The 20196-nt window shown below is 68.4% G+C and carries 23 protein-coding genes, 2 pseudogenes and 2 riboswitches; of the genes and pseudogenes, 6 read left to right on the top strand and 19 right to left on the bottom strand.

Annotated features, from left to right (window positions below):
• Window positions 1–16 precede the first annotated feature (16 nt).
• The gene (locus DLJ59_RS13515) at window positions 17–298 is read left to right on the top strand and encodes a (4Fe-4S)-binding protein (RefSeq protein WP_124772862.1); all 282 of its coding nucleotides are present in this window, start codon (window positions 17–19) and stop codon (window positions 296–298) included.
• Between the two features lie 84 nt (window positions 299–382).
• Here DLJ59_RS13515 and DLJ59_RS13510 read toward each other — a convergent pair.
• From DLJ59_RS13510 to DLJ59_RS13475, 10 genes and pseudogenes are all read right to left on the bottom strand, one after another.
• A pseudogene (locus tag DLJ59_RS13510) lies at window positions 383–739 on the bottom strand (transposase); the annotation flags it as partial.
• Window positions 740–873: 134 nt separating this feature from the next.
• Window positions 874–1776 (bottom strand): GNAT family N-acetyltransferase, encoded by a 903-nt coding sequence (locus DLJ59_RS13505; RefSeq protein ID WP_124772861.1) that lies wholly within the window; start codon window positions 1774–1776, stop codon window positions 874–876.
• Window positions 1777–1810: 34 nt separating this feature from the next.
• Window positions 1811–2062 (bottom strand): (4Fe-4S)-binding protein, encoded by a 252-nt coding sequence (locus DLJ59_RS13500; RefSeq protein ID WP_208648679.1) that lies wholly within the window; start codon window positions 2060–2062, stop codon window positions 1811–1813.
• Window positions 2063–2137: 75 nt separating this feature from the next.
• Window positions 2138–2278 carry a GNAT family N-acetyltransferase gene (locus DLJ59_RS37385; protein ID WP_244236009.1) on the bottom strand — a complete coding sequence of 47 codons (141 nt, stop codon included), beginning with the start codon at window positions 2276–2278 and terminating at the stop codon, window positions 2138–2140.
• Between the two features lie 8 nt (window positions 2279–2286).
• Entirely contained in the window at window positions 2287–2445 is a 159-nt protein-coding gene (locus DLJ59_RS37380) for a GNAT family N-acetyltransferase (protein WP_244236001.1), read from the bottom strand.
• A gap of 129 nt (window positions 2446–2574) precedes the next feature.
• Window positions 2575–3516, bottom strand: coding sequence for a DUF5996 family protein (locus DLJ59_RS13490; RefSeq protein WP_124772860.1), 942 nt, complete (start codon window positions 3514–3516; stop codon window positions 2575–2577).
• A 121-nt stretch (window positions 3517–3637) separates the two neighbouring features.
• Entirely contained in the window at window positions 3638–3766 is a 129-nt protein-coding gene (locus tag DLJ59_RS37895; RefSeq protein WP_279635750.1) for a hypothetical protein, read from the bottom strand.
• Window positions 3767–3847: 81 nt separating this feature from the next.
• Window positions 3848–4030 (bottom strand): flavodoxin family protein, encoded by a 183-nt coding sequence (locus DLJ59_RS36935; protein ID WP_208648667.1) that lies wholly within the window; start codon window positions 4028–4030, stop codon window positions 3848–3850.
• A gap of 197 nt (window positions 4031–4227) precedes the next feature.
• Window positions 4228–4644 (bottom strand): annotated as a pseudogene (locus DLJ59_RS13480) (LysR substrate-binding domain-containing protein); the annotation flags it as partial.
• 312 nt (window positions 4645–4956) lie between these two features.
• Window positions 4957–6204, bottom strand: coding sequence for a cation:proton antiporter (locus DLJ59_RS13475; RefSeq protein WP_124772858.1), 1248 nt, complete (start codon window positions 6202–6204; stop codon window positions 4957–4959).
• Between the two features lie 227 nt (window positions 6205–6431).
• Here DLJ59_RS13475 and DLJ59_RS13470 point away from each other — a divergent pair, with 227 nt between their 5' ends.
• Both DLJ59_RS13470 and DLJ59_RS13465 read left to right on the top strand, forming a co-directional pair.
• Window positions 6432–6893: a hypothetical protein gene (locus DLJ59_RS13470; RefSeq protein ID WP_124772857.1), complete on the top strand. Its 462-nt coding sequence runs from the start codon at window positions 6432–6434 to the stop codon at window positions 6891–6893.
• 211 nt (window positions 6894–7104) lie between these two features.
• On the top strand, window positions 7105–8031 hold the full coding sequence (locus DLJ59_RS13465; RefSeq protein WP_124772856.1) for a mechanosensitive ion channel family protein: 927 nt from the start codon (window positions 7105–7107) through the stop codon (window positions 8029–8031).
• Here the strand turns inward: DLJ59_RS13465 and DLJ59_RS13460 are convergent.
• Window positions 8009–9238 carry a cation:proton antiporter domain-containing protein gene (locus DLJ59_RS13460; protein WP_124772855.1) on the bottom strand — a complete coding sequence of 410 codons (1230 nt, stop codon included), beginning with the start codon at window positions 9236–9238 and terminating at the stop codon, window positions 8009–8011. The genes DLJ59_RS13465 and DLJ59_RS13460 overlap by 23 nt on opposite strands.
• A 176-nt stretch (window positions 9239–9414) precedes the next feature.
• Between DLJ59_RS13460 and DLJ59_RS13455 the strand changes: the two genes are divergently transcribed.
• Both DLJ59_RS13455 and DLJ59_RS13450 read left to right on the top strand, forming a co-directional pair.
• Window positions 9415–10620 (top strand): DUF2254 domain-containing protein, encoded by a 1206-nt coding sequence (locus DLJ59_RS13455; protein ID WP_158630829.1) that lies wholly within the window; start codon window positions 9415–9417, stop codon window positions 10618–10620.
• 276 nt (window positions 10621–10896) lie between these two features.
• Window positions 10897–11145 (top strand): hypothetical protein, encoded by a 249-nt coding sequence (locus DLJ59_RS13450; protein ID WP_124772853.1) that lies wholly within the window; start codon window positions 10897–10899, stop codon window positions 11143–11145.
• 9 nt (window positions 11146–11154) lie between these two features.
• On the opposite strand, the gene DLJ59_RS13445 is transcribed toward DLJ59_RS13450, so the two are convergent.
• The 8 genes from DLJ59_RS13445 to DLJ59_RS13405 form a co-directional block, all read right to left on the bottom strand.
• Complete coding sequence (locus tag DLJ59_RS13445; RefSeq protein WP_124772852.1) at window positions 11155–11634, bottom strand: hypothetical protein; 480 nt, start codon at window positions 11632–11634, stop codon at window positions 11155–11157.
• Between the two features lie 81 nt (window positions 11635–11715).
• A complete protein-coding gene (locus tag DLJ59_RS13440) occupies window positions 11716–12606 on the bottom strand; it encodes an ABC transporter substrate-binding protein (RefSeq protein ID WP_124772851.1) in 891 nt (296 codons plus the stop codon).
• Between the two features lie 163 nt (window positions 12607–12769).
• Entirely contained in the window at window positions 12770–12892 is a 123-nt protein-coding gene (locus DLJ59_RS37890) for a hypothetical protein (protein ID WP_279635747.1), read from the bottom strand.
• A gap of 3 nt (window positions 12893–12895) precedes the next feature.
• Window positions 12896–13342 (bottom strand): acyl-CoA thioesterase, encoded by a 447-nt coding sequence (locus tag DLJ59_RS13425; protein ID WP_425271420.1) that lies wholly within the window; start codon window positions 13340–13342, stop codon window positions 12896–12898.
• A 198-nt stretch (window positions 13343–13540) separates the two neighbouring features.
• A riboswitch (cobalamin riboswitch) is annotated at window positions 13541–13754 on the bottom strand.
• Window positions 13755–13936: 182 nt separating this feature from the next.
• Complete coding sequence (gene metE / locus DLJ59_RS13420; RefSeq protein ID WP_124772849.1) at window positions 13937–16186, bottom strand: 5-methyltetrahydropteroyltriglutamate--homocysteine S-methyltransferase; 2250 nt, start codon at window positions 16184–16186, stop codon at window positions 13937–13939.
• A 116-nt stretch (window positions 16187–16302) separates the two neighbouring features.
• Window positions 16303–16516, bottom strand: a riboswitch (cobalamin riboswitch).
• Window positions 16517–17004: 488 nt separating this feature from the next.
• On the bottom strand, window positions 17005–17502 hold the full coding sequence (locus DLJ59_RS13415) for a hypothetical protein (RefSeq protein ID WP_124772848.1): 498 nt from the start codon (window positions 17500–17502) through the stop codon (window positions 17005–17007).
• Entirely contained in the window at window positions 17499–18161 is a 663-nt protein-coding gene (locus tag DLJ59_RS13410; RefSeq protein WP_244235999.1) for an SDR family oxidoreductase, read from the bottom strand. The genes DLJ59_RS13415 and DLJ59_RS13410 overlap by 4 nt, the downstream gene beginning before the upstream one ends.
• 258 nt (window positions 18162–18419) lie before the next feature.
• Entirely contained in the window at window positions 18420–19028 is a 609-nt protein-coding gene (locus DLJ59_RS13405; protein WP_124772846.1) for a copper resistance CopC family protein, read from the bottom strand.
• 240 nt (window positions 19029–19268) lie between these two features.
• Here DLJ59_RS13405 and DLJ59_RS13400 point away from each other — a divergent pair, with 240 nt between their 5' ends.
• A complete protein-coding gene (locus DLJ59_RS13400; protein WP_124772845.1) occupies window positions 19269–19703 on the top strand; it encodes a hypothetical protein in 435 nt (144 codons plus the stop codon).
• Window positions 19704–20196 lie beyond the last annotated feature (493 nt).

The raw sequence follows: 20196 nt of genomic DNA, 5'->3' as shown, positions 1-20196 counted from the left end.
GACGACGGAGGCCGTTGTGAGCAGCGGAAACAACAAGAAGGCGTACGAGGGCCAGAAGATCACTGTCACGTTCGAGGCGAGGCGTTGCTGGCACGCCGCCGAGTGCGTCCGCGGCTTGCCGGAGGTCTTCGACACGGGCCAGCGCCCGTGGATCCGCCCCGACGCTGCCGAGGCCGAACGCTTGGCCGAAGTGATCCGGCGCTGCCCCTCCGGAGCGTTGCAGTACGAACTCGTGGACGGCGGGGCCGAGACCCGGACCGGCCCACACAGACCACGCGCAACTCCGTCGAACAGTTGATTCTGCGCGGCGAGCTGAGCGTTGCGCCGAGATCTCCCCGGTCGTCAGGCCTTTCGCATGCAGCGACAGGATCGCCTCGTTGAACCCGTCCAACCGGCGGACGTGCTTCGGCACGATCCGCGGGGCGAACGAACCCGCCCGGTCCCGAGGAACCTGAATCCGCACCGGCCCGACCTCGGTCTGCACCGTCTTCGCCCCGTGCCCGTTGCGAATGTTGGTCCGCCGGCCGGTCGCCTCGTCGACGCCGACCTCCTCAAGGTGGGCATCCAGTTCGGCGTCGAGCGCTGATTCAAGGACCGTGCGGGTGATCCCCGCGAGGAGCCCACCCGGGCCGACCAACGAGACTCCGTCGGCCTTGGCCCACTCGACCAGCTGCTGCGCAAACTCGACCTCAGCCGCCGTCGGTTCAGGCAGCTGAACCGCCTTCTTCTTGTCTGCCATGACGTGGTCCTTCCCGGACAGGATCAACGTCCTGTCCAATGGACCACACCCAGGTCAAACACGGAAATCTACGCAGTCCCAACCGCCGCCCTCTCATCTGGGCTCTGTCACAGGAAGTGTGGTCGGCGTTTTGATCAGGTCAGGTCAATGCGCTCCTGGATGATGGGGTAGCCGGCTTTGGCGAAGGTGGCAGCCATGGGGATGTTCGTTTGATCGGTGGCGGCGACGATGTGGTCTGCGCCCTCGTCGGCGAGGATGTGGGTGGCTTCGACGAGCAGGTCGTAGGCGTATCCGTGACCGCGGTGCTCGGGCACGACGCCGATGTAGCCGATGACCGGGTCGCCGTAGTTGCGGGCGGGGGCGCTCAGGCCGACCAGTTCCCCGACTGGGTTGTAGGCCAGGCGCCACCAGTCGCGTGGGCTCGGCTTCCACCGCAGGTAGTCCAGTGTTTCCAGGCAGGCGGCGTCGATCCCGGACGTAGCGATGGTGTGGCGGGCGTGGGCGTCGAGACTGCCCTGGTGTATCCGGCGGAAAGCGTCGTAGATGGCTGAGTCGTCGGGCTCGGGCCGAAATTCGAGGCGGCCTGGCCGTGGGGGCACCGCGCAGTCCGGCGTCCATCGGTATCGGAAGCGCTCGACCAGCGGCGATAGGCCAGCGGCGACGGCGGCGTCGATGCGGGATTGGGCCTGCTGTCGGACCGCGGGATTTTCGCGCCAACCGGTGGGCAGCAGTAGGGAGTACTCGGCGTGCAGCGGCGCGGTGCGCAGCAACTGCACTGCCGCGTCGTGGTCGGTGAAGTCGAACCAGTCCAGGGCCAGCGGCTTGTTGTCTTCGGGGCCCGCCCACCAGGCGGCACGAGCCACCACGACGCCGCCGCGTAGGGCGACCCAGGTCCACTCCGGGCGGTATTGGCCGGCTGCTGCCATGTCGGTGTAGGTGTCGCCGAAGGCGGCGAACCCGACCAGGCCCGGGTCGGGAAGAGATGCGAAGAGATTTTCCTCGCCCGAGGTGAGGGGGCGGATGACCAGGTCGGGCATGTAAGGTTCCTTCCGGGTAGCAGTGTGCTCCCGTTCAGATCCGCGACGCCCTCGGAGTCGGGTGGGAGCACGTGACAGTCACTCTGTCCACGGTTCCCACCTCCTTCATGCGATCGAGGGCGCCAGCGAAGGTTAGCAGAATGAGATCTCTGAGCGGTGGCCGGAGAAGCGTGTTGGCACCGTCGGGGCGGATCCACGGGCGCTGGCCCGTGTCGAAAACCTCCGGCAAGCCGCGGACGCACTCGGCGGCGTGCCAGCAACGCCTCGCCTCGAACGTGACAGTGATCTTCTCTGGCCCTCGTACGCCTTCTTCCCGTCTCCGCTGCTCGTACTCACCTCCATCGCCGCCGCGCCCTGTTGTTCAGTCGCTGACTCTGCTGCGGGACTGGTACACCAGGTCCTGGTACTCGGGGTGCCGGGCGATCCACCCCGCGAAGAATGGGCAGGTCGGCAGGACCAGCAGGTTCGCTGCGCGGGCCTCGTCGAGGCCCGCGCGGGCCAGGGCCGCCCCTACTCCTTTCCCTCGTACTCCGGTGAGACCTCGGTGTGAACGAACGCGATGAGTTCCGTGGTGCGGATGTACTGCGCAACACCCGCGACCGTGGACTCTCCCTCGACCCGAGCCTCGTACTGATTGGCTTCGGGGACATCCTTCACAGTCACTACCATGTGTCCTCCATCAGATTTCATCTCCGGCCGACCGGCGCGTCGCGCAGTTCGACCGTCGGCCGTGCCACCGGTTGCCGCCAGTCGTGTCCGCAGGGGTAACACGGCGATCGTGCGGTCACACAGTTTGTCCTACCGCGCAGGGGTTTTGTGCCAGCGAAGCGGGTCGTCCTCCAGCGCGGAGCGGTCCCAGTTCCCGAGGTCCGCAGCGGCCTCGTAGGTGGTGCGGAGGAACTCGGCGACCGCGCGGTCTGGGTCCGGTGCGGCACGGGCGGCCTCGTAGGGCAGGAGGAACTGCTGAAACTCGGAACTGTAGTACGCGCCTTCGGGACCGACCTGCCGCTCGGCGAACCCGTCGGGTGCGGGGTAGGCGTACGAGTAGAAGGCGCCTTCCTCGCCGCCACCGGGCCAGAACCCGCAGCTGGACAGCTCGCGCGAGTAGCCCTCGACCATGACCCAGTCCCCGCAGTTGGGCACGCCCCCGGGGTGCGGCGGAGCCGACCGGCCGGAGAAGCGGGTGCAGGCGAGATCCATCCCGCCCCAGAAGAAGTGCACCGGACTGACCTTGCCCACGAAATGCGACCGGAACTCACCGATCACCCGATTCGCCTGCAACAGCTGTCGCCAGAACAGGGTGGCCGCCTCGCCGTCGTACGAGGCGTGCTGGTGGTCCTCAGCGAACGGTATCGCCGGGTCGACCTCGTTGGGGTACGGCCGGATCGGTGCCTCGATCCCGAGTTCGTCGAGCATGGCCATGACCCGCGAGTAGAACTCGGCGACCGGCATCGGCCGGAGCGCGAGGCTTCGCGCGCCGCCGTCGCTGGTGCGCACGTCGAGCCGATGGCCGATGAAGTCGAACTCGATCTCGAAGACTCCCGTGCCGTACGGGATGGCGGACGTCGTCAACCCGCGCGGGCTCACGTACAGGGTGACCTGCCACCAATGGTTGAGAAACGGAGCGTGCGCCATGCGGATCTTGCCCACAATCTGGGTCCACATGTGCACTGTGTCGCGGGTGGCGGTCCAGTCCGAGACCCGCAGGCTCGGCCAGCTCATCGTTTCCGGGCTCGTCATCGCTACTCACATCCTTGGCGCTGCAACGGAAGGGTGGCTGTCGTCGTGATCGTGTCCGGCAGGCCGGTACCTACGGGGCGCCACCGGTTCACTGATTGGCCGTCTTGTCCGTTCCTGATGATTAGCGGTACTCCGGGTTGGCGTTGCCGGGTCGACTGCCGGCGTCCCAGGCGGTGCGCTGGTTGCCGTAGGCCGGGAATCCACCAGCGCGGCGCATCATCGACGCGAGGTGGAGCAGGTTGAAGGTCATGAACGCGGTACTGCGGTTGGTGAAGTCATTCTCCGGACCGCCGGAACCCCTCGTCGAGGTAGGAGGGCCCGGGGCCGACCTCTAAGCGTACTGGCCCTGCTCGTTGAACAGGCCGGAGTAGCCGTAGAGCCGCTCGGCCACCCGACGGTTGACCGAGCTGTTGTCGCCGAGCCAGATCGGTCCGGCGATGACCAAGATGTCAGCTTCCAGCACCCGGGTCAGCGGCGCGGGCCATTCGTCGGTATCCCATCCGTACTCGGTCATATCGGGTCGGACGCCGGTGGCGATGTCGTGGTCGACAGCGCGAATCTGGTCTATGGCGACGACGGCCTACCGCTGCGGCCCCGGCCCGTACGCATCCGCTGCCCGGCCGTCGGCGACCGTAGACGCACGGCGGCGGGCCGACCGGGTCCGATCGCGAGGCCGAAGCGGACGTTGGCCGACCGACGGCCCGGGCACGGTCAGTCGCCTGCTCTCAGGGCATTGAGCACGGCGGTCACCTCGGGGCGTGACGCGGCCGCCCGCCGGGCCCCGGCGGTGATGCGCCGGGTCAGCGGCGGGTTCAGCGGTCGGGTCACCACCCGGTATCGCGGGTCCACCGCCAGCTTCGGCAGCATGGTGATCGAGCGGCCGTTCTCCACGTGCTGGAGCGCCAGCATGTAGTTGTTGAACCGACAGATCACCACGGGTTCGAAGCCGGCCTCCCGGCACAGCCGGGTGGACAGCTCGGACATGTACGAGCCTGCGACGTCGAACGTCCAGCGCTGCTGCGCGCACGCCTCCAGGTCGACCGATTCGGCGCTGGTCAGCGGATGCTCCGGGGGCAGCACGAGCACTACCGGGTCGGTGGCGAGCGGCACCAGGTAAATCTCCGGGGAGAGCTCGGCGCCAGCGAAGTCGGCGGTCGTTACTGGCTATTCGGCGGGCAGTACCTCGGGATCGCCCGACGCACCCTGGTGCCGCTCGACCAGTACGACATACTCATCGTCGCCCACGTGGCGGGATCGCTCAGGATCAGCGTCCGTGACCGGGGAGGCGAAACTCCCAGTTCCACCGCCCCGACACTCCCCCGTCAGATGTCCGAAGGCGGTCGTGGTCTACCGATCATCGCCGCCCTCACCACCGACTGGGGCTTCTTCTCCTTCGGTGACGGCAAGACCGTCTGGGCCGCAATCGGCGGTCCCAACGGATCAACCGTCGGCGGACGAGCTGTCCCGATCTCGCCGCCAGGGCCGCAGCGGCCGCCGGGCGCGATGTAGCACGCCGAACCAGGCAGGCGTCTCCCGGGACTCGTCAAAGGCTTGCGCTATCACGACATCGGTCGACGAGTGCAACAAGATGGAGATCACGATTGTCAAAGCGACGAGGTGGAACACCTCGTCGCCGGCCGCGATGCCGGACTCCAGGACCAGCAGCCCGTACACCACGGAGGCGAAGCCCTTCGGCCCGAACCACATCGCCGCGGCCTGCTCCCTGGCACCGAGCCCGGAGCGGAGAAACGAGATCCACAACGCGACCGGGCGAGCCACGAAGATCGCCAGCACCGCAAAGGCCCAGCCGGTCCAGGAGATCTCGCCCAGGAACCGTACCGAGATCAGCGCGCCGAAGACCAACAGCGCGGCGAGTTTCAACAGCTCGGCGACGTTCTCCCCGAAATGCTCAAACGCCGCCCGCTCCCGCGGCCCGAACGTGGCCACGGTGATCCCCGCCGCGAACGCGGCCAGGAACAGGTTACCGTGGGTGACCTTGCCCAACGCCAACACCAAAAGCCCGATCGCCACCCCGTTCAGCGGCGCGTACGCGGCGGACGCCGCAAGCCAGCGGGTGCGCTCCAACGCGATCGCCAGCAGCGGCACCAGCACACCGATGAGCAGTCCCACCACGAGTTCGCCGGCGATCTCTCCCAGGTGCAGGTCCTCCGAGCCGGCGGCGACAGCCAGAAGCAGCACCACGAAGGGGAGGGCCAGCCCGTCATTGACGCCCGACTCCACGTTGAGCAGATGCCGTAGGCGGGCCGGCACCTTGTCATTGCCCACCAACGCCGCCGCGAACACCGGGTCGGTGGGGGCCAGGATCGCGCCGATCAGCAGCGCCTCCGGCCAGCCCAGGCCGGCCACATAATGCGCCAGCAGCGCCGTGATCAGCAGGGTAAGGGGCAGGCCCCACCCCAACGCCCGACCGGGCAGCCGCCATGCCGAGCGCAGGTCCGCCCACCCGACCCGCATCCCGTCGGTGAACAGCACCGCGAACAGGGCCAGCTCCGCGAGTTGCGCCACGATGGGGGAATCGGAATGCAGGTGCAGCAGCCCGGTGGTGTCCTCGCCGAGGATGAACCCGGCAACCAGGAACAGCGCCGCGGTAGACAGGATGGTGCGATGAGCCAGCGCCGAGAGCAGCACGGCCACCAGCAGGACAACGGCGAACGACAACAACAGCACCGGTCACGCTCCACTAACGTGCGTCATCACAATGCCGACCAGACCTCGCGCCGCCCCACTGATTCCGAACGATCATAGCTGCGACGGTGGGTCGCCTCGAAACCCAGCACGAGCGGCGGCTGGTGCCACGATCCAGAGCCGCTACTCCACGCACTTCTGGACGGCGCGAATCGTCACCTAACCGTCACAGGATCCGGCGGTCGTGCCGCGACACTCCGGGGAACTCCTTGACCAAGCGCCACGACGGCGAGGAGGACCCACGAATGGGCAACTGGTACGGCCGGGTGCGTTCGATGGCAGCGCTACCAGCGGTGGTCCTGCTCGTGGCAGGCTGCACCAGCGGGCCCGTGACTCCGCAGCCCAGCCCCGAACCGACGCTCACCACCACACCAGGCACGGTCGCGCGGGCCGAGGTGGGCGACCTGCTCACCGTGACTGCGAGCGTCGAGCGGGTCATCGCCGACACGGCGTTCGTCGTACGCGACGTGGATCTGACCGACGGCACCCTGCTCGTGCTGTCGACGGGCCCGTCGGTGCCTGCTCCGCCGCAGCTGGTGACCGTGCAGGGCACCGTGATCCGGTTCTCCCACCGCGAACTCGGCGACCGTTACCGGCTCGGGCCGTCGGGACCGTACCGGGCGTTCGAAGGCGGTCGGGCGCTCGCCGCTCGTGAGCTGACAGTCTGGTGATCACGAGTCGCGGCGGGAACGGGTTGTCGCGGTCCGCGGACCCAGGCACCGGCCGGTCACCTCACCCTCCGGGCTGAGCGGGCGACATGCCCATGACGCTGGCCCGCCACGGGACGGGCGTTTGCGAGATTCCACCGTCGGCTGCCGCCTATGGTGGAAACGACGCGACGGACCCGCATCGGCCGATCGCCGGGGACGATGGGCAAGCGGCATGGAGCGGTTCCTGGAGGCGTTCTGGGACACGAGCAGCGTGAGCGGTCGCCTCGTGACCAGCGTCGTGCTGATCGTGCTGGCCGTCGTCGTCGCCGCCGTCGCCGGCCGTCTGGCCACCCTGCGGGTAAGCGATACCAGCAATCGCTACTACCTGCGCAAGGCGGTGCACTACCTGACCGTCGTGGCGCTGCTGCTTGCGCTGGCACTGCTGTGGCGGCCGTTCGCCGGCCGGATCGGCCTGGTCGTCGGACTACTCGGTGTCGGTCTGGCGCTGGCCCTGCAGGAGGTCATCGGCGCGTTCGCGGGGTGGATCGCCATCCTCACCGGCCGGCAGTTCCGCGTCGGTGACCGGATACAGATGTGCGAGGTACGCGGCGATGTCCTGGACATCACCCCGCTGCGCACCCGCATCCTGGAGAGCGGATCCTCCACCGACCCGGAATCGTGGATTCGCGGCCGCCAGTACACCGGCCGGGTGGTGTCCCTGTCGAACCGCTTCGTGTTCTGCACACCGGTCTACAACAGCAGCACCGTGCTGGACCACCTGTGGGACGAACTGACCTTCCCCATCCCCTACCAGGCGGACTGGCACCTCGCGGAGCGCATCCTGTGCGAGGAGGCGCAGAACATTTCCTCGACGGCCGAGGCGCGGAACGCCATCGCGCAGATGCGCCACCGCTACCCGGTCGCCGAGGCAGAGGTCGATGCCCGCGTGTTCGTCCGCGCCACCCCGAACTGGGTCGAACTGTCAGCACGGTTCGTCGTGCCCGTCCGCGCCGCCCGTCAGGTCAAGGACCAGGTCACCCGACGGGTGCTGGACCGGTTCGCCGAAAACGGCATCCGGGTGGCGTCGGCGACCCAGGACATCACCGTCCACACACCCGAGGCGCCGGAAGCTGTCATCAACCGGGCGGACCGCCGCTAGCGGTCGCCAGCTCCGCCCGGTGCGCGTACCAGCGACGACCGGGCATCGCCGTGACACCGTGCACCACGGTGCTCGCCACCACCACCAGACTGCCGGCGGCCCACAGCCGAGGATCCCCGACTCCTTCCTCCTGGCTGTAGGTGAGATAGAACAGTGCCGACACACCGATCGGCCCGAACCAACCCAGGAACACCACACTGCGCCAGGACAGCCCCAGGGCCGGCTTCAGCGCGAGCACCACCGGCAGCCGGCGCAGCACCAACACCGCGATGACGAACGCCACCAGCGGCCAGCCCGACTCGCGCCACCAACGCCACGGCACCTCGACCCCGAGCAGGAAGAACAACGGCAACACCAGATAGCGGGTGAGCGCGTCGTCGAGCCTTTGCTCCGAGGCGCGAGATCGGTCCCCGATCACCGCGTTGTAGGCGAGACCAGCGACGAAGACCGCCAGGATGCCGTCGGTACGCGCCAGTCTGGCGACTCCCAGTGCCGCGACCCCGAGCACGACCGTGAAGACCAGCAGCGAGCCCTGGTCAACATCCTCCCGAGCCCCAGCCGCCACGACGGCCCGCCCGGCGGTGTAACCGACCACCACGCCGACCACCACGGCGCCCATCACCCCCCACACCGCCTCCAAAAGGCGACCCCCGACGGAACCAGAGGTCACGGCGCACAACGCGAGCACGACGAAGACGAAGGCGAGCCCGTCGTTCGCGCCCGACTCACCGCTGATCACCTGACGTAGCCGAGCCGGCAGCTGCCGCTCCGCCGGTCCTCCCGAGACGACGCTGGAAGCCAGGACCGGGTCCGTCGGCGTCACACAGGCGCCCAGCAGCGCCGCCAAAGCGACGGGAAGGCCGAGGACAAATCCTGCCAGGCCGGCGCTGACCACCGCCATGCCAACCATCGCGACGGCGAGGAGCACGCCGACCGGGCGTACCACCGACCGGTAGTCCGACAGCGGAAAACGCAGCGCGACCGCCATCAGCGAGATGGCCAACAGGACCCGGCTCGCCTCCAACGTCAACACGGACACCTCGTGATCCGGCAGGTCGATCAGCCCGAGAACCGGACCGACCAGCACGCCCACCAGCAACGCGAGCAGCGGCTCACTGACCGGGGCCCGACGGATGGCGCTGGACCAGAAGGCCAACAACACGCCCAGAATCCCCACCAGGGCGTAGCCGAGGTGCAGCGCGTCCATCCCTCGCCGCTACCCCGTGGTTGTCGGTTCACACCCGGGGCTGCGTACCTGCTCGATGACCAGTGACTGCACGCGTGCCGCCTCGATACCGGAGGCGTCGCAGAGATCGGCAGACGATGCGCGCGACGTCCGGCCGTGCGACACGATGAGCATGTGTTCACGAAGAACTGCGCGTCGTGAGGCGGCGCCGCACCGCGTCCGCGCGACTGGCCGAGGTACGGGAGAGCTTCTGGCTGGTGCCGGCGATCTTCTCGGTTGGTGCGGTGTTAGCGGCGGTCGGGCTGTCAGCGCTGGAGCTGCAGTTGGATCTTCCCTTCGGGGGGATCGTGCCCAGCGGCCCCGCCGGTGCACGCTCGCTGCTCTCCTCGATCATCACGGCGATGATCTCCTTCACCGCGCTGGTCTTCTCCATCACGGTCGTGGCCCTGCAACTGGCCAGCAGCCAGTACTCCCCCCGCGTCCTGCGGACCTTTCTGCAGGATCGGATCATCCAGGCGACGCTCGGCACGTTCGTCGCTACCTTCCTGTTCGCGATGGTGGTGCTGGCCGCACTGCCAGATCAGGAGGGCCAGAGGCTGCCGGAGCTGTCCCTCGCTGTGTCGATAGCCCTCGTCCTGGCCAGCAGCGCCACATTCATCTACTACCTGCACCACATCACCACGGTGATGAGGGTTTCCCACATCATCGGCTCCATCGGCGCGCAGACCCGACGGTCGATCGCCCGTCTCCCTCCACCCGACGAGCCACCGGCGGTTGTCCCCGGAGAGGTGACACAGACCGTGCCGGCCTCGGAACCCGGCATGGTCAGCAACGTCGATCTCGTCGTGCTCGGGCGGCTGGCACGGGAGCACGACTGTGCCATCACCGTCGTCCCTACCCCGGGTGACTTCGTCGTCGCGGGAGCGCCCCTGCTACGGGTGCATCAGACCGTCGGTGGCGCCGCCCGCCCGGTGCCGGCCGACCGCGCCTGGCTGGGCGTGACCGTCGGCGTGGAACGAAGCCCGGGCCAAGACCTCGGATTCGGCTTCCGGCAACTCGCCGACATCGCCGAACGCGCGCTGTCCCCAGGAGTCAACGACGTCACCACCGCCGTCCGGGCCGTCCAGGAGGCACACGACCTCCTCCGCCGGCTCGCGACCCGCCCCGATCCCACCTACGCCGTCCGCGACGACGACGGCACCGTCCGCGCCCGGATGAGCAGCATCTCGTACGACGCGGTCCTGGCCATGATCGTCGACGACATCCGGCTCGTCTCGGGCGACCAGCCACGCGTCAGGCGATTGCTGGACTCCATCGTCCGTGACGTGGCCTCCATGGCGCTTCCCGTCCACCGAGCGGCGATCGGTCGTCGGCTACCAACGGCAGTCAACGACAGTCACTGACAACCCGCCGGGGTGCCCTCCGGAGCGACGATCCGCGCGGGTGGGCATGTGAAACGGTCAGGCGGTGTCGGTACGGCTTCCACTGCGAGCTCAGCCCGGGATTGGGCCTGATCGGAGCCGCAGAGAACGAGCAGTGCCGCCAGCCGCTCGTCGATGAGACGAACCGCAGCTAGCTGACCACGCAGCAGCACTTGGACGCCAAGCGCGCCGCCGAGGAAACCAAGGACGAACTCAACCGGGCTTGTGGCGCCAACGCAGGCGCCGGCGTGCATTCCGGTGCAGCTCGGCTCCGTGCCGCCCAGCAGCGGGCCGGACGGCGTGCAGCGCATCCGACAGGTGCTGACAGACGGCGGGTTCACCGTCGTGACCGTGCGCTGGGGACAGCCGACCGGCCCGGCGTCGCCCGGCTCGGTTTTCTACGCCGTCGCTGCCGGCACCGGGTGCGTGCTGGGGTCCGTGGACTTCAACGGTGTCCGGCTCCCACGGGTTGTCGGCACGTTTCCCGGCGGGCGTTGCCTGGCCTGACGAACGCGGTCAGCGGGCCGGCCAGAAACCGATCACTATCCGCTCGGGGCCGACGGTGCGCCTGACCGGATCGAAGTCGGGCGAGCGCAGCAGCGCTCGCGTCCGGGCGCGGCCTGCGACATCGACGCGTACCCGGTAGCGGCCGGGAGGGCCTACCGGCAGAAGGTCGCTTACGGGGGCCATGTCGAGCAGGTGCGACAGGTACACGGTGCCGGTCCGCAGGGTGACCTCGGTGCTGTCGGTATCCGGCCACGTCGTGGAGTCGACGGCCGCGGGTTCTCCGTCCCACGCCTGCACGGTCACCGACGCCCGACAGGTGGCGCTCGACGGGCTGGCGACAAACAGTGCGTCGCGCCCGCTCCAGCAGATGCGGTCCTGACTGAAGTCGGGGTCGCCGATATCGTCGGCGCGCTTGTCGAGCACGAGGAACAGGCCGTGGTCGGCGGCGACCGTGCCGCTGACGCTGCCGAGCAGGCCTACCACCGTCACCCCCGGAGGATATCCCAGGCCGGCGCCGAGGTAAGACGCCTTCTTGGACGGATCGTCGGTCGGAGTGTGGCGTCAGTCGGATCAGTTGGGCACGTGTCGGGCGCGGGGATCGGGCCGTCCGGCAAGGATGGCGGCAAGGATTTCGGCGCCGTCGACGACCCGCGGACCGGGCCGGTTGAAGTAGGCCGGCCCGTCGACCACCCACACCTGTCCGTTGCGCACGGCGGGCAGGTCCGCCCAGCCGGGTTGCCCGGTTGCCACCGTCAGTTCGTCGACGGTGCGCTCGGGCGTGAACCCGCACGGCCCGAACACCACCACATCGGGGGCCAGGTCCGCGACCACCGACCACCGGTGCGGGGTGCTGTGCGCGCCGGGCCCGAGCAGCAGCGACCGCCCGCCCGCATAGGTGATCTGCTCCGGCACCCAGTGTCCGCCCGGCATCAGCGGATCGAGCCACTCGACGAACAACACCGTCGGCGCCCCGCTGACCGCGCCCGGCAATGCCGCGAGGCGGCCCTCGGCGTCCGCTCGGATCTCCGCTGCCCTGCCTGCCGTGTCAGTCAGCGCGGCGACGGCGTCGACGGTGTCCAGGATCCCGCCGATGGTTCTCGCCTCCATGGACACCACTGTGGTGTCGAGGTCGATCATCCGGACCGCGTCGTTGACCCGCTGGTAGGAGACCGCGCACACGTCGCACAGGTCCTGGGTCAGGATCAGATCCGGCTTCACCTCATCGAGCATGGCGACGTCGAGCTGGTACACCGACGACCCTCGGTGCGCGTCGCCGCTGAGCGCCGCCGAGATCTCCCGGCTCGTCAACGTCTCGGGCAGGCTGGTCGCGGTCACCTCCGGGACGTCGGCGAGCTCGCCCGGTGGCCAGTCGCACTCGTGCGTACGGCCGACCAGTTGCCCGGTCAGGCCAAGCATGGCGACGATGTCAGTGGCCGCTGGGAGCAGGGAGACGATTCGCACACCTGCGTGCCTACCAGGCGCGGCCGAGCGTCGTCCAATCCCCTCGAACGTCGCGACGACGGCGGCGGTCCGCACCGCTACGAGCCGAGCGCCAGCCGTACGCCGGGAACGACGAATGCCACAGCGCAGGTCCGGTTGATCCGCCGCGACCAACGGCCGTCCGTCAACCGGCCGGCGCCCGGGCGGCGTTGGCTATTACGAACATCATGTCCGGACCGGGCGTGACCGTGAGGACGACGATCCCGGCCAGGTAGCCGGCGAGCGCCACGACGGTGAGACCGAACATGTCTCAGGCCTCGTCGGCGCCGTCGAGCAACGCCCGCCGCAGCGCCAGCCGGTGTTCCCGGCGGATCTCCGCCTCCCGGTAGCGACGACGGTCCCCGTCAGTCTCCGGTTGCAGCGGCGGTACGGCACGGGGCTGCCCGTCGTCGTCGATGGCGACCATGACCAGATGGGCGGTGGCCACGTCGGTGGGCGGCACCGCCCGGTCCCACCGGTCCGCGGTGACCTTCACGGCCACCTCCATCGAGCTGCGGCCCGCCCAGGTGATCCGGGCATCGACGTGGACGACGTCGCCGACCCGCACTGCGCGCAGGAACGCGGTCTCGTCGATCGCCGTGGTCACCGCCGGCCCGTCGGAGTGCCGGGCGGCGACCACCCCGGCGACCGAGTCGATGAGGTTGAGGATCCGGCCGCCGTGCACCGTACCCATCAGGTTGGTGTGGTGCTGATCCATGATCTGCGACAGGGTCAGGTGTGAGGCCGACGGCGCGCGGCCGGCGATCGTTGTGGTGTTGTGCACAGCGGTAGTCCGTCCCTCGGGAAACCACACCACCGGAACCGCGAGCACAAGCTGATGAGGACGCGGCCGCGCACAGCGCGCACGGCACGTCACCCGCTCAGCCCACCAGCGAGGCCGACGGCAGCGCACACGGTCGTGTACGCAGCGCAGGCAGGTCTTCGGACTCGCGGGCCTGACCGGTTGCGCCGGTCTCCTACTGGCCGTCGCTTCCCAGGCCAGTGGCCCAGTGCTGATGACGGCTGTCGTTCCCACTCACCGCTGCGGGGCAGCCCCGGATTCCCACCGGGTTCCCTCTTACGACGCCCGACCGGTCACGATCGGGCGAACCAGCGCCGCCAGCCAGTCTAGGTGATCGACGAGGGCCGCAGTCGCGGCAGTCAGGGAGCCCGGCGACCCGGGAAATGTCAGGGACCAGCACCTCTCGGGCACCACCGGACCACCCGCCGCGGCCGCTCATCGCGGCAGACACGCACGATCTGGCCCGTGCCGCCGGGCGGGACCACGTCGAGATCCCACCCGGCGGCCGTGTCACCCGCGGCGAAGCTCGGCAGCGGCGGCGACCAGATGTTCGAGCGACGCTTGCACCTCCGCATAGCCACGGGTCTTGAGGCCGCAGTCGGGGTTCACCCACAGCCGCTCGGCAGGGACCACCGCCACTGCTGAACGCAGCGCCTCGACAACCTCGGCACGCGAGGGCACCCGCGGTGAGTGGATGTCCCACACACCAGGGCCGACACCGCGGCGGTAACCGGTCGCGGCGAGGTCGTCGAGGACCTCCATCTTCGAGCGAGACGCCTCGATGCTCGTCACGTCGGCGTCGAGAGCGTCGATGGCGGTGATGACCTCACCGAACTCCGAGTAGCACAGGTGGGTGTGGATCTGGGTGTCGTCAGCGACGCCGCAGGTCGCCAGGCGGAACGCGCTGACCGCCCAATCCAGGTAAGCCTTCTGGTCAGCCGCGCGCAGCGGCAGTGTCTCACGCAGCGCCGGCTCATCGACCTGGATCACCCGGACACCGGCTGCTTCCAGATCACGACACTCATCACGCAGAGCGAGCGCAACCTGGTCGGCGGTATCGCCGAGCGGCTGATCGCTCCGAACGAACGACCACGCCAGGATCGTCACCGGACCGGTGAGCATCCCCTTGACCGGCCGGTCGGTCAACGACTGCGCGTAGGTCGACCATTCGACCGTCATGGGTGCCTTGCGCGCCACGTCGCCGTAGATGATCGGTGGGCGTACGCAGCGGGAGCCGTAGGACTGCACCCAGCCGTGCTCGGTGGCGGCGAACCCGCTCAGCTGCTCGCCGAAGTACTGGACCATGTCGTTGCGCTCCGGCTCGCCGTGCACCAGCACGTCGAGGCCCAACCGCTCCTGAAGTCGGATGACCCGCTCGACCTCAGCCCGCATCCGCTCGGTGTAAGCGGCCTCGTCGAGTCGACCGGCCCGGTACGCGGCACGAGCCTTGCGCAGTTCGTCGGTCTGCGGGAACGAGCCGATCGTCGTCGTGGGCAGCGCCGGCAGGCGCAGCCGGGCCTGCTGGGCGGCGGCCCGCTGCGGATAGCCGCCGCGCTGCCGGTCGGCGGCCCGCAGCGCGGCGAGCCTGCCCCGTACGGTGCCGTCGTACCATGCCGCGGGGGCTGCGGGCAGCGGCGCGGGTAGCGACGTGGTGCCGTTGCGCAGCGCTCGACCCAGCAAGACGACCTCGTCGACCTTCTGCCGTGCGAACGCCAGCCGCTGGCGCAGATTCGGATCGAGCGCGGTCTCGGCGGACAGGTCCACGGGCACGTGCAGCAGCGAACACGACGTCGACACCGCGACGTGATCGGCGAGCCCTGTCACCGCGGCACCGGCGCTGATCGCCGCACGCAGGTCGGTGCGCCACACGTTACGGCCGTCGACGAGGCCAGCGACGATCGTCTTACCGCGTAGCTGACCGGCGCCGGCGAGCCGCTGCAGGTTGCCAGGCCCGGCGACCAGGTCCAGACCGATCGCCTCGACCGGCGTGTTCAGCAGGGCAGGAAGCGCGTCGTCGAGTGTCGCGAAGTAGGTGGCGACGAAAATCTTCGGCCGCTGCTGGACAGCGCACAGACGGTTGTACGCCTCGCGGAGCGCGTCTATCTCCGCTGCGGTTCGGTCCGTGACATAGGCCGGCTCGTCGAGCTGAACCCACTGCACTCCGTCAGCGGCGAGGGCCCGCAAAATGTCGGCATACACGTCGATGAGGTCCGGCAACCGGTCGATCGGATCGCGACCTGGCACCGACGGCTTGGCCAGCAGCAGGAACGTGGCGGGGCCGACCAGCACCGGCCGGGTCTCGATACCCACCTCACGCGCTTCGCGGTACTCCCGCAGGGCTTTGACCGGATTCGCGGCGAAGACGGTGTCGTCGTCGATCTCGGGGACCAGATAGTGGTAGTTCGTGTCGAACCACTTGGTGAGCTCCAGCGCGGGTTCGGCGTCAACGCCACGAGCCATCGCGAAATAGGTGTTCAGCTCAGAGAGGCCGAGATGGGCGAAGCGCTGCGGGACCGCGCCGACAGCCACGGCGGTGTCCAGCACGTGGTCGTAGTAGGAGAACGTGTTGGACGGAATCGCGTCCAGTCCCGCGTCGCGCAGCGCCCGCCACACCTCGACCCGTAGTCCGGCGGCAGTCGTCGCCAACTCGTCGGCGTCGATGCTGCCCGCCCAGTAGGCCTCGACGGCCTTCTTCAGCTCACGGTTGCCGCCGATACGCGGATAGCCCAGGACGGTGCTCTGACCGAATGCAGTGCTCATGGGAGCCTTCCCTCGAAGTGTCCGAGGACCCACGCGACAGCAGGGGAGGAAGAGGTACGGCGACGCACCGGCTCCCGCCCCGGCCGTCCCGAGAGACCATCGGCGGCGCACACCAGGCGGTGTACGCAGCGCTGGCAGGTCTTCGGACTCGTGGGCGTGACCTGAACGGTCGCCTACTGGCCGTCGCTTCCCGGACCTCGCGGTCCAGTGCTTGATGACGGCGGTCGTTCCCACTCACCGCTGCGGGGCAGTCCTGGTATCGCACCAGGTTCCCTCTTACGACGCCGCGACCAGTTCAGGCCACGGCGAACCAGCACCATTGTCTATGGTAGACGTCCCCGAGCGATCCGAGTTGACGTGTCCGCCCTGCGGGACTGGTGAACATCTCCGCAGCGAAACGCGCGCCGCACGGTGCGGAAGGGTGACCATGGGCCGAAAGATCGACACAGACCCGCCTGGCGCCGACCGTCAGCGACAGCGCTGTCCCCGACATCCCCCGCCGTGGCAGCAAGCTATTACCGACACGTGCAGCCGCACGCCGGTCTGGTAGGCCCCTGTCCAGGTCAGATCGTCGACCAGCTTCCGGGACAGTTAGGGCGAGACGAATGCCAGGTCGAAGAACAGCTCTGGGAGCGCTACCGGTTGTCGTTCCCGGGGTGCCCTGAGTAACCCGCCTGGTTGCTCGTCCCCCATCACCTGTTCCATCGGGCTGTCCTGCCGGTGGAATTCGGAGCGCGCCAAGCTCCGCTTGTCGGCAAGATCTGCCGTGCTCGACGCCGGACGGCCCGTCGCAGCCGACCGCGTCCAGTCAGCTGTGGTTATCCGCTGGCGGCGTCGCCCTGAGTCGAGCGATGTCTGGCGTCACGGATGAGCGTCAGCGCGATGACGAGAAGGCCGAGCAGGGCGACGACGGCATTGGCCGTCGTGAGGTACACCGCCTCGCCGTGGCTGGCGTGCTGGAGATGGGTCAGGTGGAAGAAGAAGTGGGGTATGGCGAAGGTGGAGAAGGCCGCCGCCGCGGGAATGGTGAATGCGGCTCGAGGTGCGACGAGCGCTATGCCGAGGACGACGGCCAGGCCGAGGGTGGCTCCGCCGAAGTCTCGCGCGTAGTGCTCGCTGAACGGCGGGGTGAGAGAGACGGTCGGGAAGTGGTTGTAGAAGCTTTCGGGAAAGACCTGGCTCCAGAACCCGACAACGAGTTCGTCGAGAAAGAGGACGGCGAGGGCGATCCGGATCAGCGCGGTCAGCGCCGAGTCTCGTCCGTCTGGTGACGTTGCCCGCGGTGGGGTGGGGATGGGTGGCTGGCCTTCGTTCACTGGGTCCGCCCGTTGGTGTTCTGCGCTGCCTGGCTGACTAGCCACTGGTCGAAGGTTTGTGTGCCCCGGGGACCGGGGCCGGTGGGCAGCAGGCCGTGTCCGGCCATGGCTCGACCGGTCGCCCCGGGAAGGCGGATAGGCAGGACAAGGCGGTGACTTCCACGCGCGCGTAGCAGGCGGCGGGCCATGTCCGACATGCGCAGCTGTTGTGGACCGGCGATGTCGGGCGCCCGGCCGGCCGGGTCTGCTAGGGCGAGGTCGACGAGACAGTTGGCGACTTCGTGGGCCGCGATCGGCTGGATGAGCATCTGGGGCACCACTGCAATCGGTCCGGGAATGGTGGCGAGCATCTGCGCGGCCAACTCGTAGAACTGCGTCGAGCGGAGCACCGTCGCAGGTACCGCACCGTCCAGGACGAGCGCCTCCTGGCGTCGTTTGCCCGCGTAGTAGCCCCAGTTCACCCGGTCGGCGCCGACAACCGACAGCGCCACGTGGTGCCGCACCCCGCCGCGCTGGCCTGCGGCGAGCAGGTTACCTGTCGCCGTGCCAAAGAAGTTCTCCGATTTCTTGCGGCTGATCGTCGACACGTTGCTGACGTCGATCACGACCGTTACGCCGTTCAGCGCCTCGTCCAGCCCGGAACCGCGGATCAGGTCCACACCTGTGGAGCGGGCCAGCAGGACCGGCTCGTGGCCGGCAGCCCGTACGGCGTTGACGACGAGACGTCCGACCCAGCCGGTCCCGCCAGCTACCGCGATCCGCACTGAGCCACCTCCCGATTCGTGTACGCCGTAACGCCGCAGGGGTGCGTCGTCCGGACCGGGCACCGGGGTGAGAGGAAAGTTAACTGCTGTGATGTCACTGTTGGTTCTACCTCTCAGGACTGCTCACTGATACTTAAACTGTGACGGATCGCCCTAACCGGTGGAGCGCTCACCCGAGGCCGCCTTGCTGGCGGAGTAAACACCGCGCGAAAGCGTCATGATCGCGAGTAGGAGAGCCAGTACTGCTACACCCGAGGCGGCGTACAACGCCACGACTCCGCTGTGCGTGAGACGGGCCCGAAACGGATTCGACGCGGCGGCCGCCGCAGCTTCCGCTCCCACAGTGAACTCCGCCGTGCCGGCTACCGGGTGTCCGTCGGTGAAGGTCGCTCGCCAACTGATCTCGTACCAGCCGTCAGGCATATCCGCTCTCACCTGGTGGCGCAGCGTCGCTCCGTGGATAACCGGTGGACCGTCTGCCCAATCCGTCCCCGTGTGGTCCGTCACTGTGGCACTGCTGTCGGACGTGATCTCGGCGGCGAACACCACCTCGACCCGTTGCGGGGCCTTCGCGAGCACCGCACCGGCGGTCGGCGTGATCGAATGCGTCGCGCCGTGCGCGAACGCGGGCGCGGGCGTGACCGCCAGCGGAGAACCGGCAGCAAGCGCGACCGCGACGATCAATCCGACGCGACGACGAATGCGAGCCGCCCAACCGGTGTCTGACGTGTCCGTCACGCGCGCCGCAACGCTTCTCTTCATGGCGTGCTCCCCTCCGCCGCGAACGACCGTGGCGTCTGCGAACTGGACCGAGCGGCCCCCCGATTTGTGACAGCGGAGGTCGCGGCCGGGCCGTGTGTCACGAATCGGAGACCTGCTCGGTCCGTACCTGGTGACACTCGCCCACCACCGGCGGGCTCCTGATATGTCCAGCTACGCCGGGTGGCGGGTCAAGGACGACACCTCGGACGCCGAGCCGGGACAGCGCAAGGAGCGACGATCATGACCGCCATCATCCGCATCGCACTGGTGATCTTGTTTCTCGACAATTTCGTGGTCGGAGCCTGGAATGCGATCTGGCCGGCCAGCTTCTACGCGAACTTCCCGACCGTGGATCTCACGCCGCCGTTCAGCGAGCACTATGCGCGGGACTTCGGTACGGCCTCACTGGCGATCGCCCTGCTGCTGGGCATCGCGGCGGTCAAACCCAAGGCTCACTTCGTCATCCCTGCCGCTGCCGCCTATTCGGTCTTCGCGCTGCCCCATTTCTTCTATCACCTCACGAACCTGCAGGGGGCGACCGTAGGTGAGGCGATCCTCCTCACCACCGCAAACGCCGCCGTGGCGCTCATCGGCCTGTTCATCATCTTGCTGACGGCGCTACGCGACCGTTCGGCGGCTCGGCGCGGCCTCGCCTCCGCTCGGGCCACCCACTGAACCTTCCGCGTCAACCACTGGGAGAGCCGATGGTTCCCGAACCCCTCCGGCCACTTCGGTCAAACGCGCTACCCAGCGCGTTCTGTGTCGTCGTCGCCGAACGACGCCTCCTCACGAACCTCGCATATCATCTGCTCGGCTCGGTCGACGTCGCCGAACACGCGGTTTTAGAGACGTACACCGCCTGGTACACGACGGCGGACGACCAACAGGATGACATCGACATTCCCTTCAACTGGCTCGTCAGGACCCTCGTCCGAATCTGTATCGGTCTACTCGAAACGTCACCGTCCCTAGCCGGTGGCCAGACCGCCGATCCAGCAGGTCGCCTCCAGGGTGCGAACCGTCCGCCTGGGGCTGTCTCGTTAAAGGTGTTTCCGGCGATCTTGGTTAGTAGGTTTCAGCGGCCGGGAAGCGGTCGCTGAAGGTGATGGCGAAGGCGTTCAACGCGGGTTTCCAGCGCATCGTCCATCGGGTTCTGCCTGCTCCGGTG

The sequence above is a fragment of the Micromonospora inaquosa genome (assembly GCF_003857055.1).
Classification (GTDB): Bacteria; Actinomycetota; Actinomycetes; order Mycobacteriales; family Micromonosporaceae; genus Micromonospora; species Micromonospora inaquosa.
Note: the sequence above shows the minus strand (reverse complement) of the source record. Positions and strands in the feature narration are given on the sequence as shown.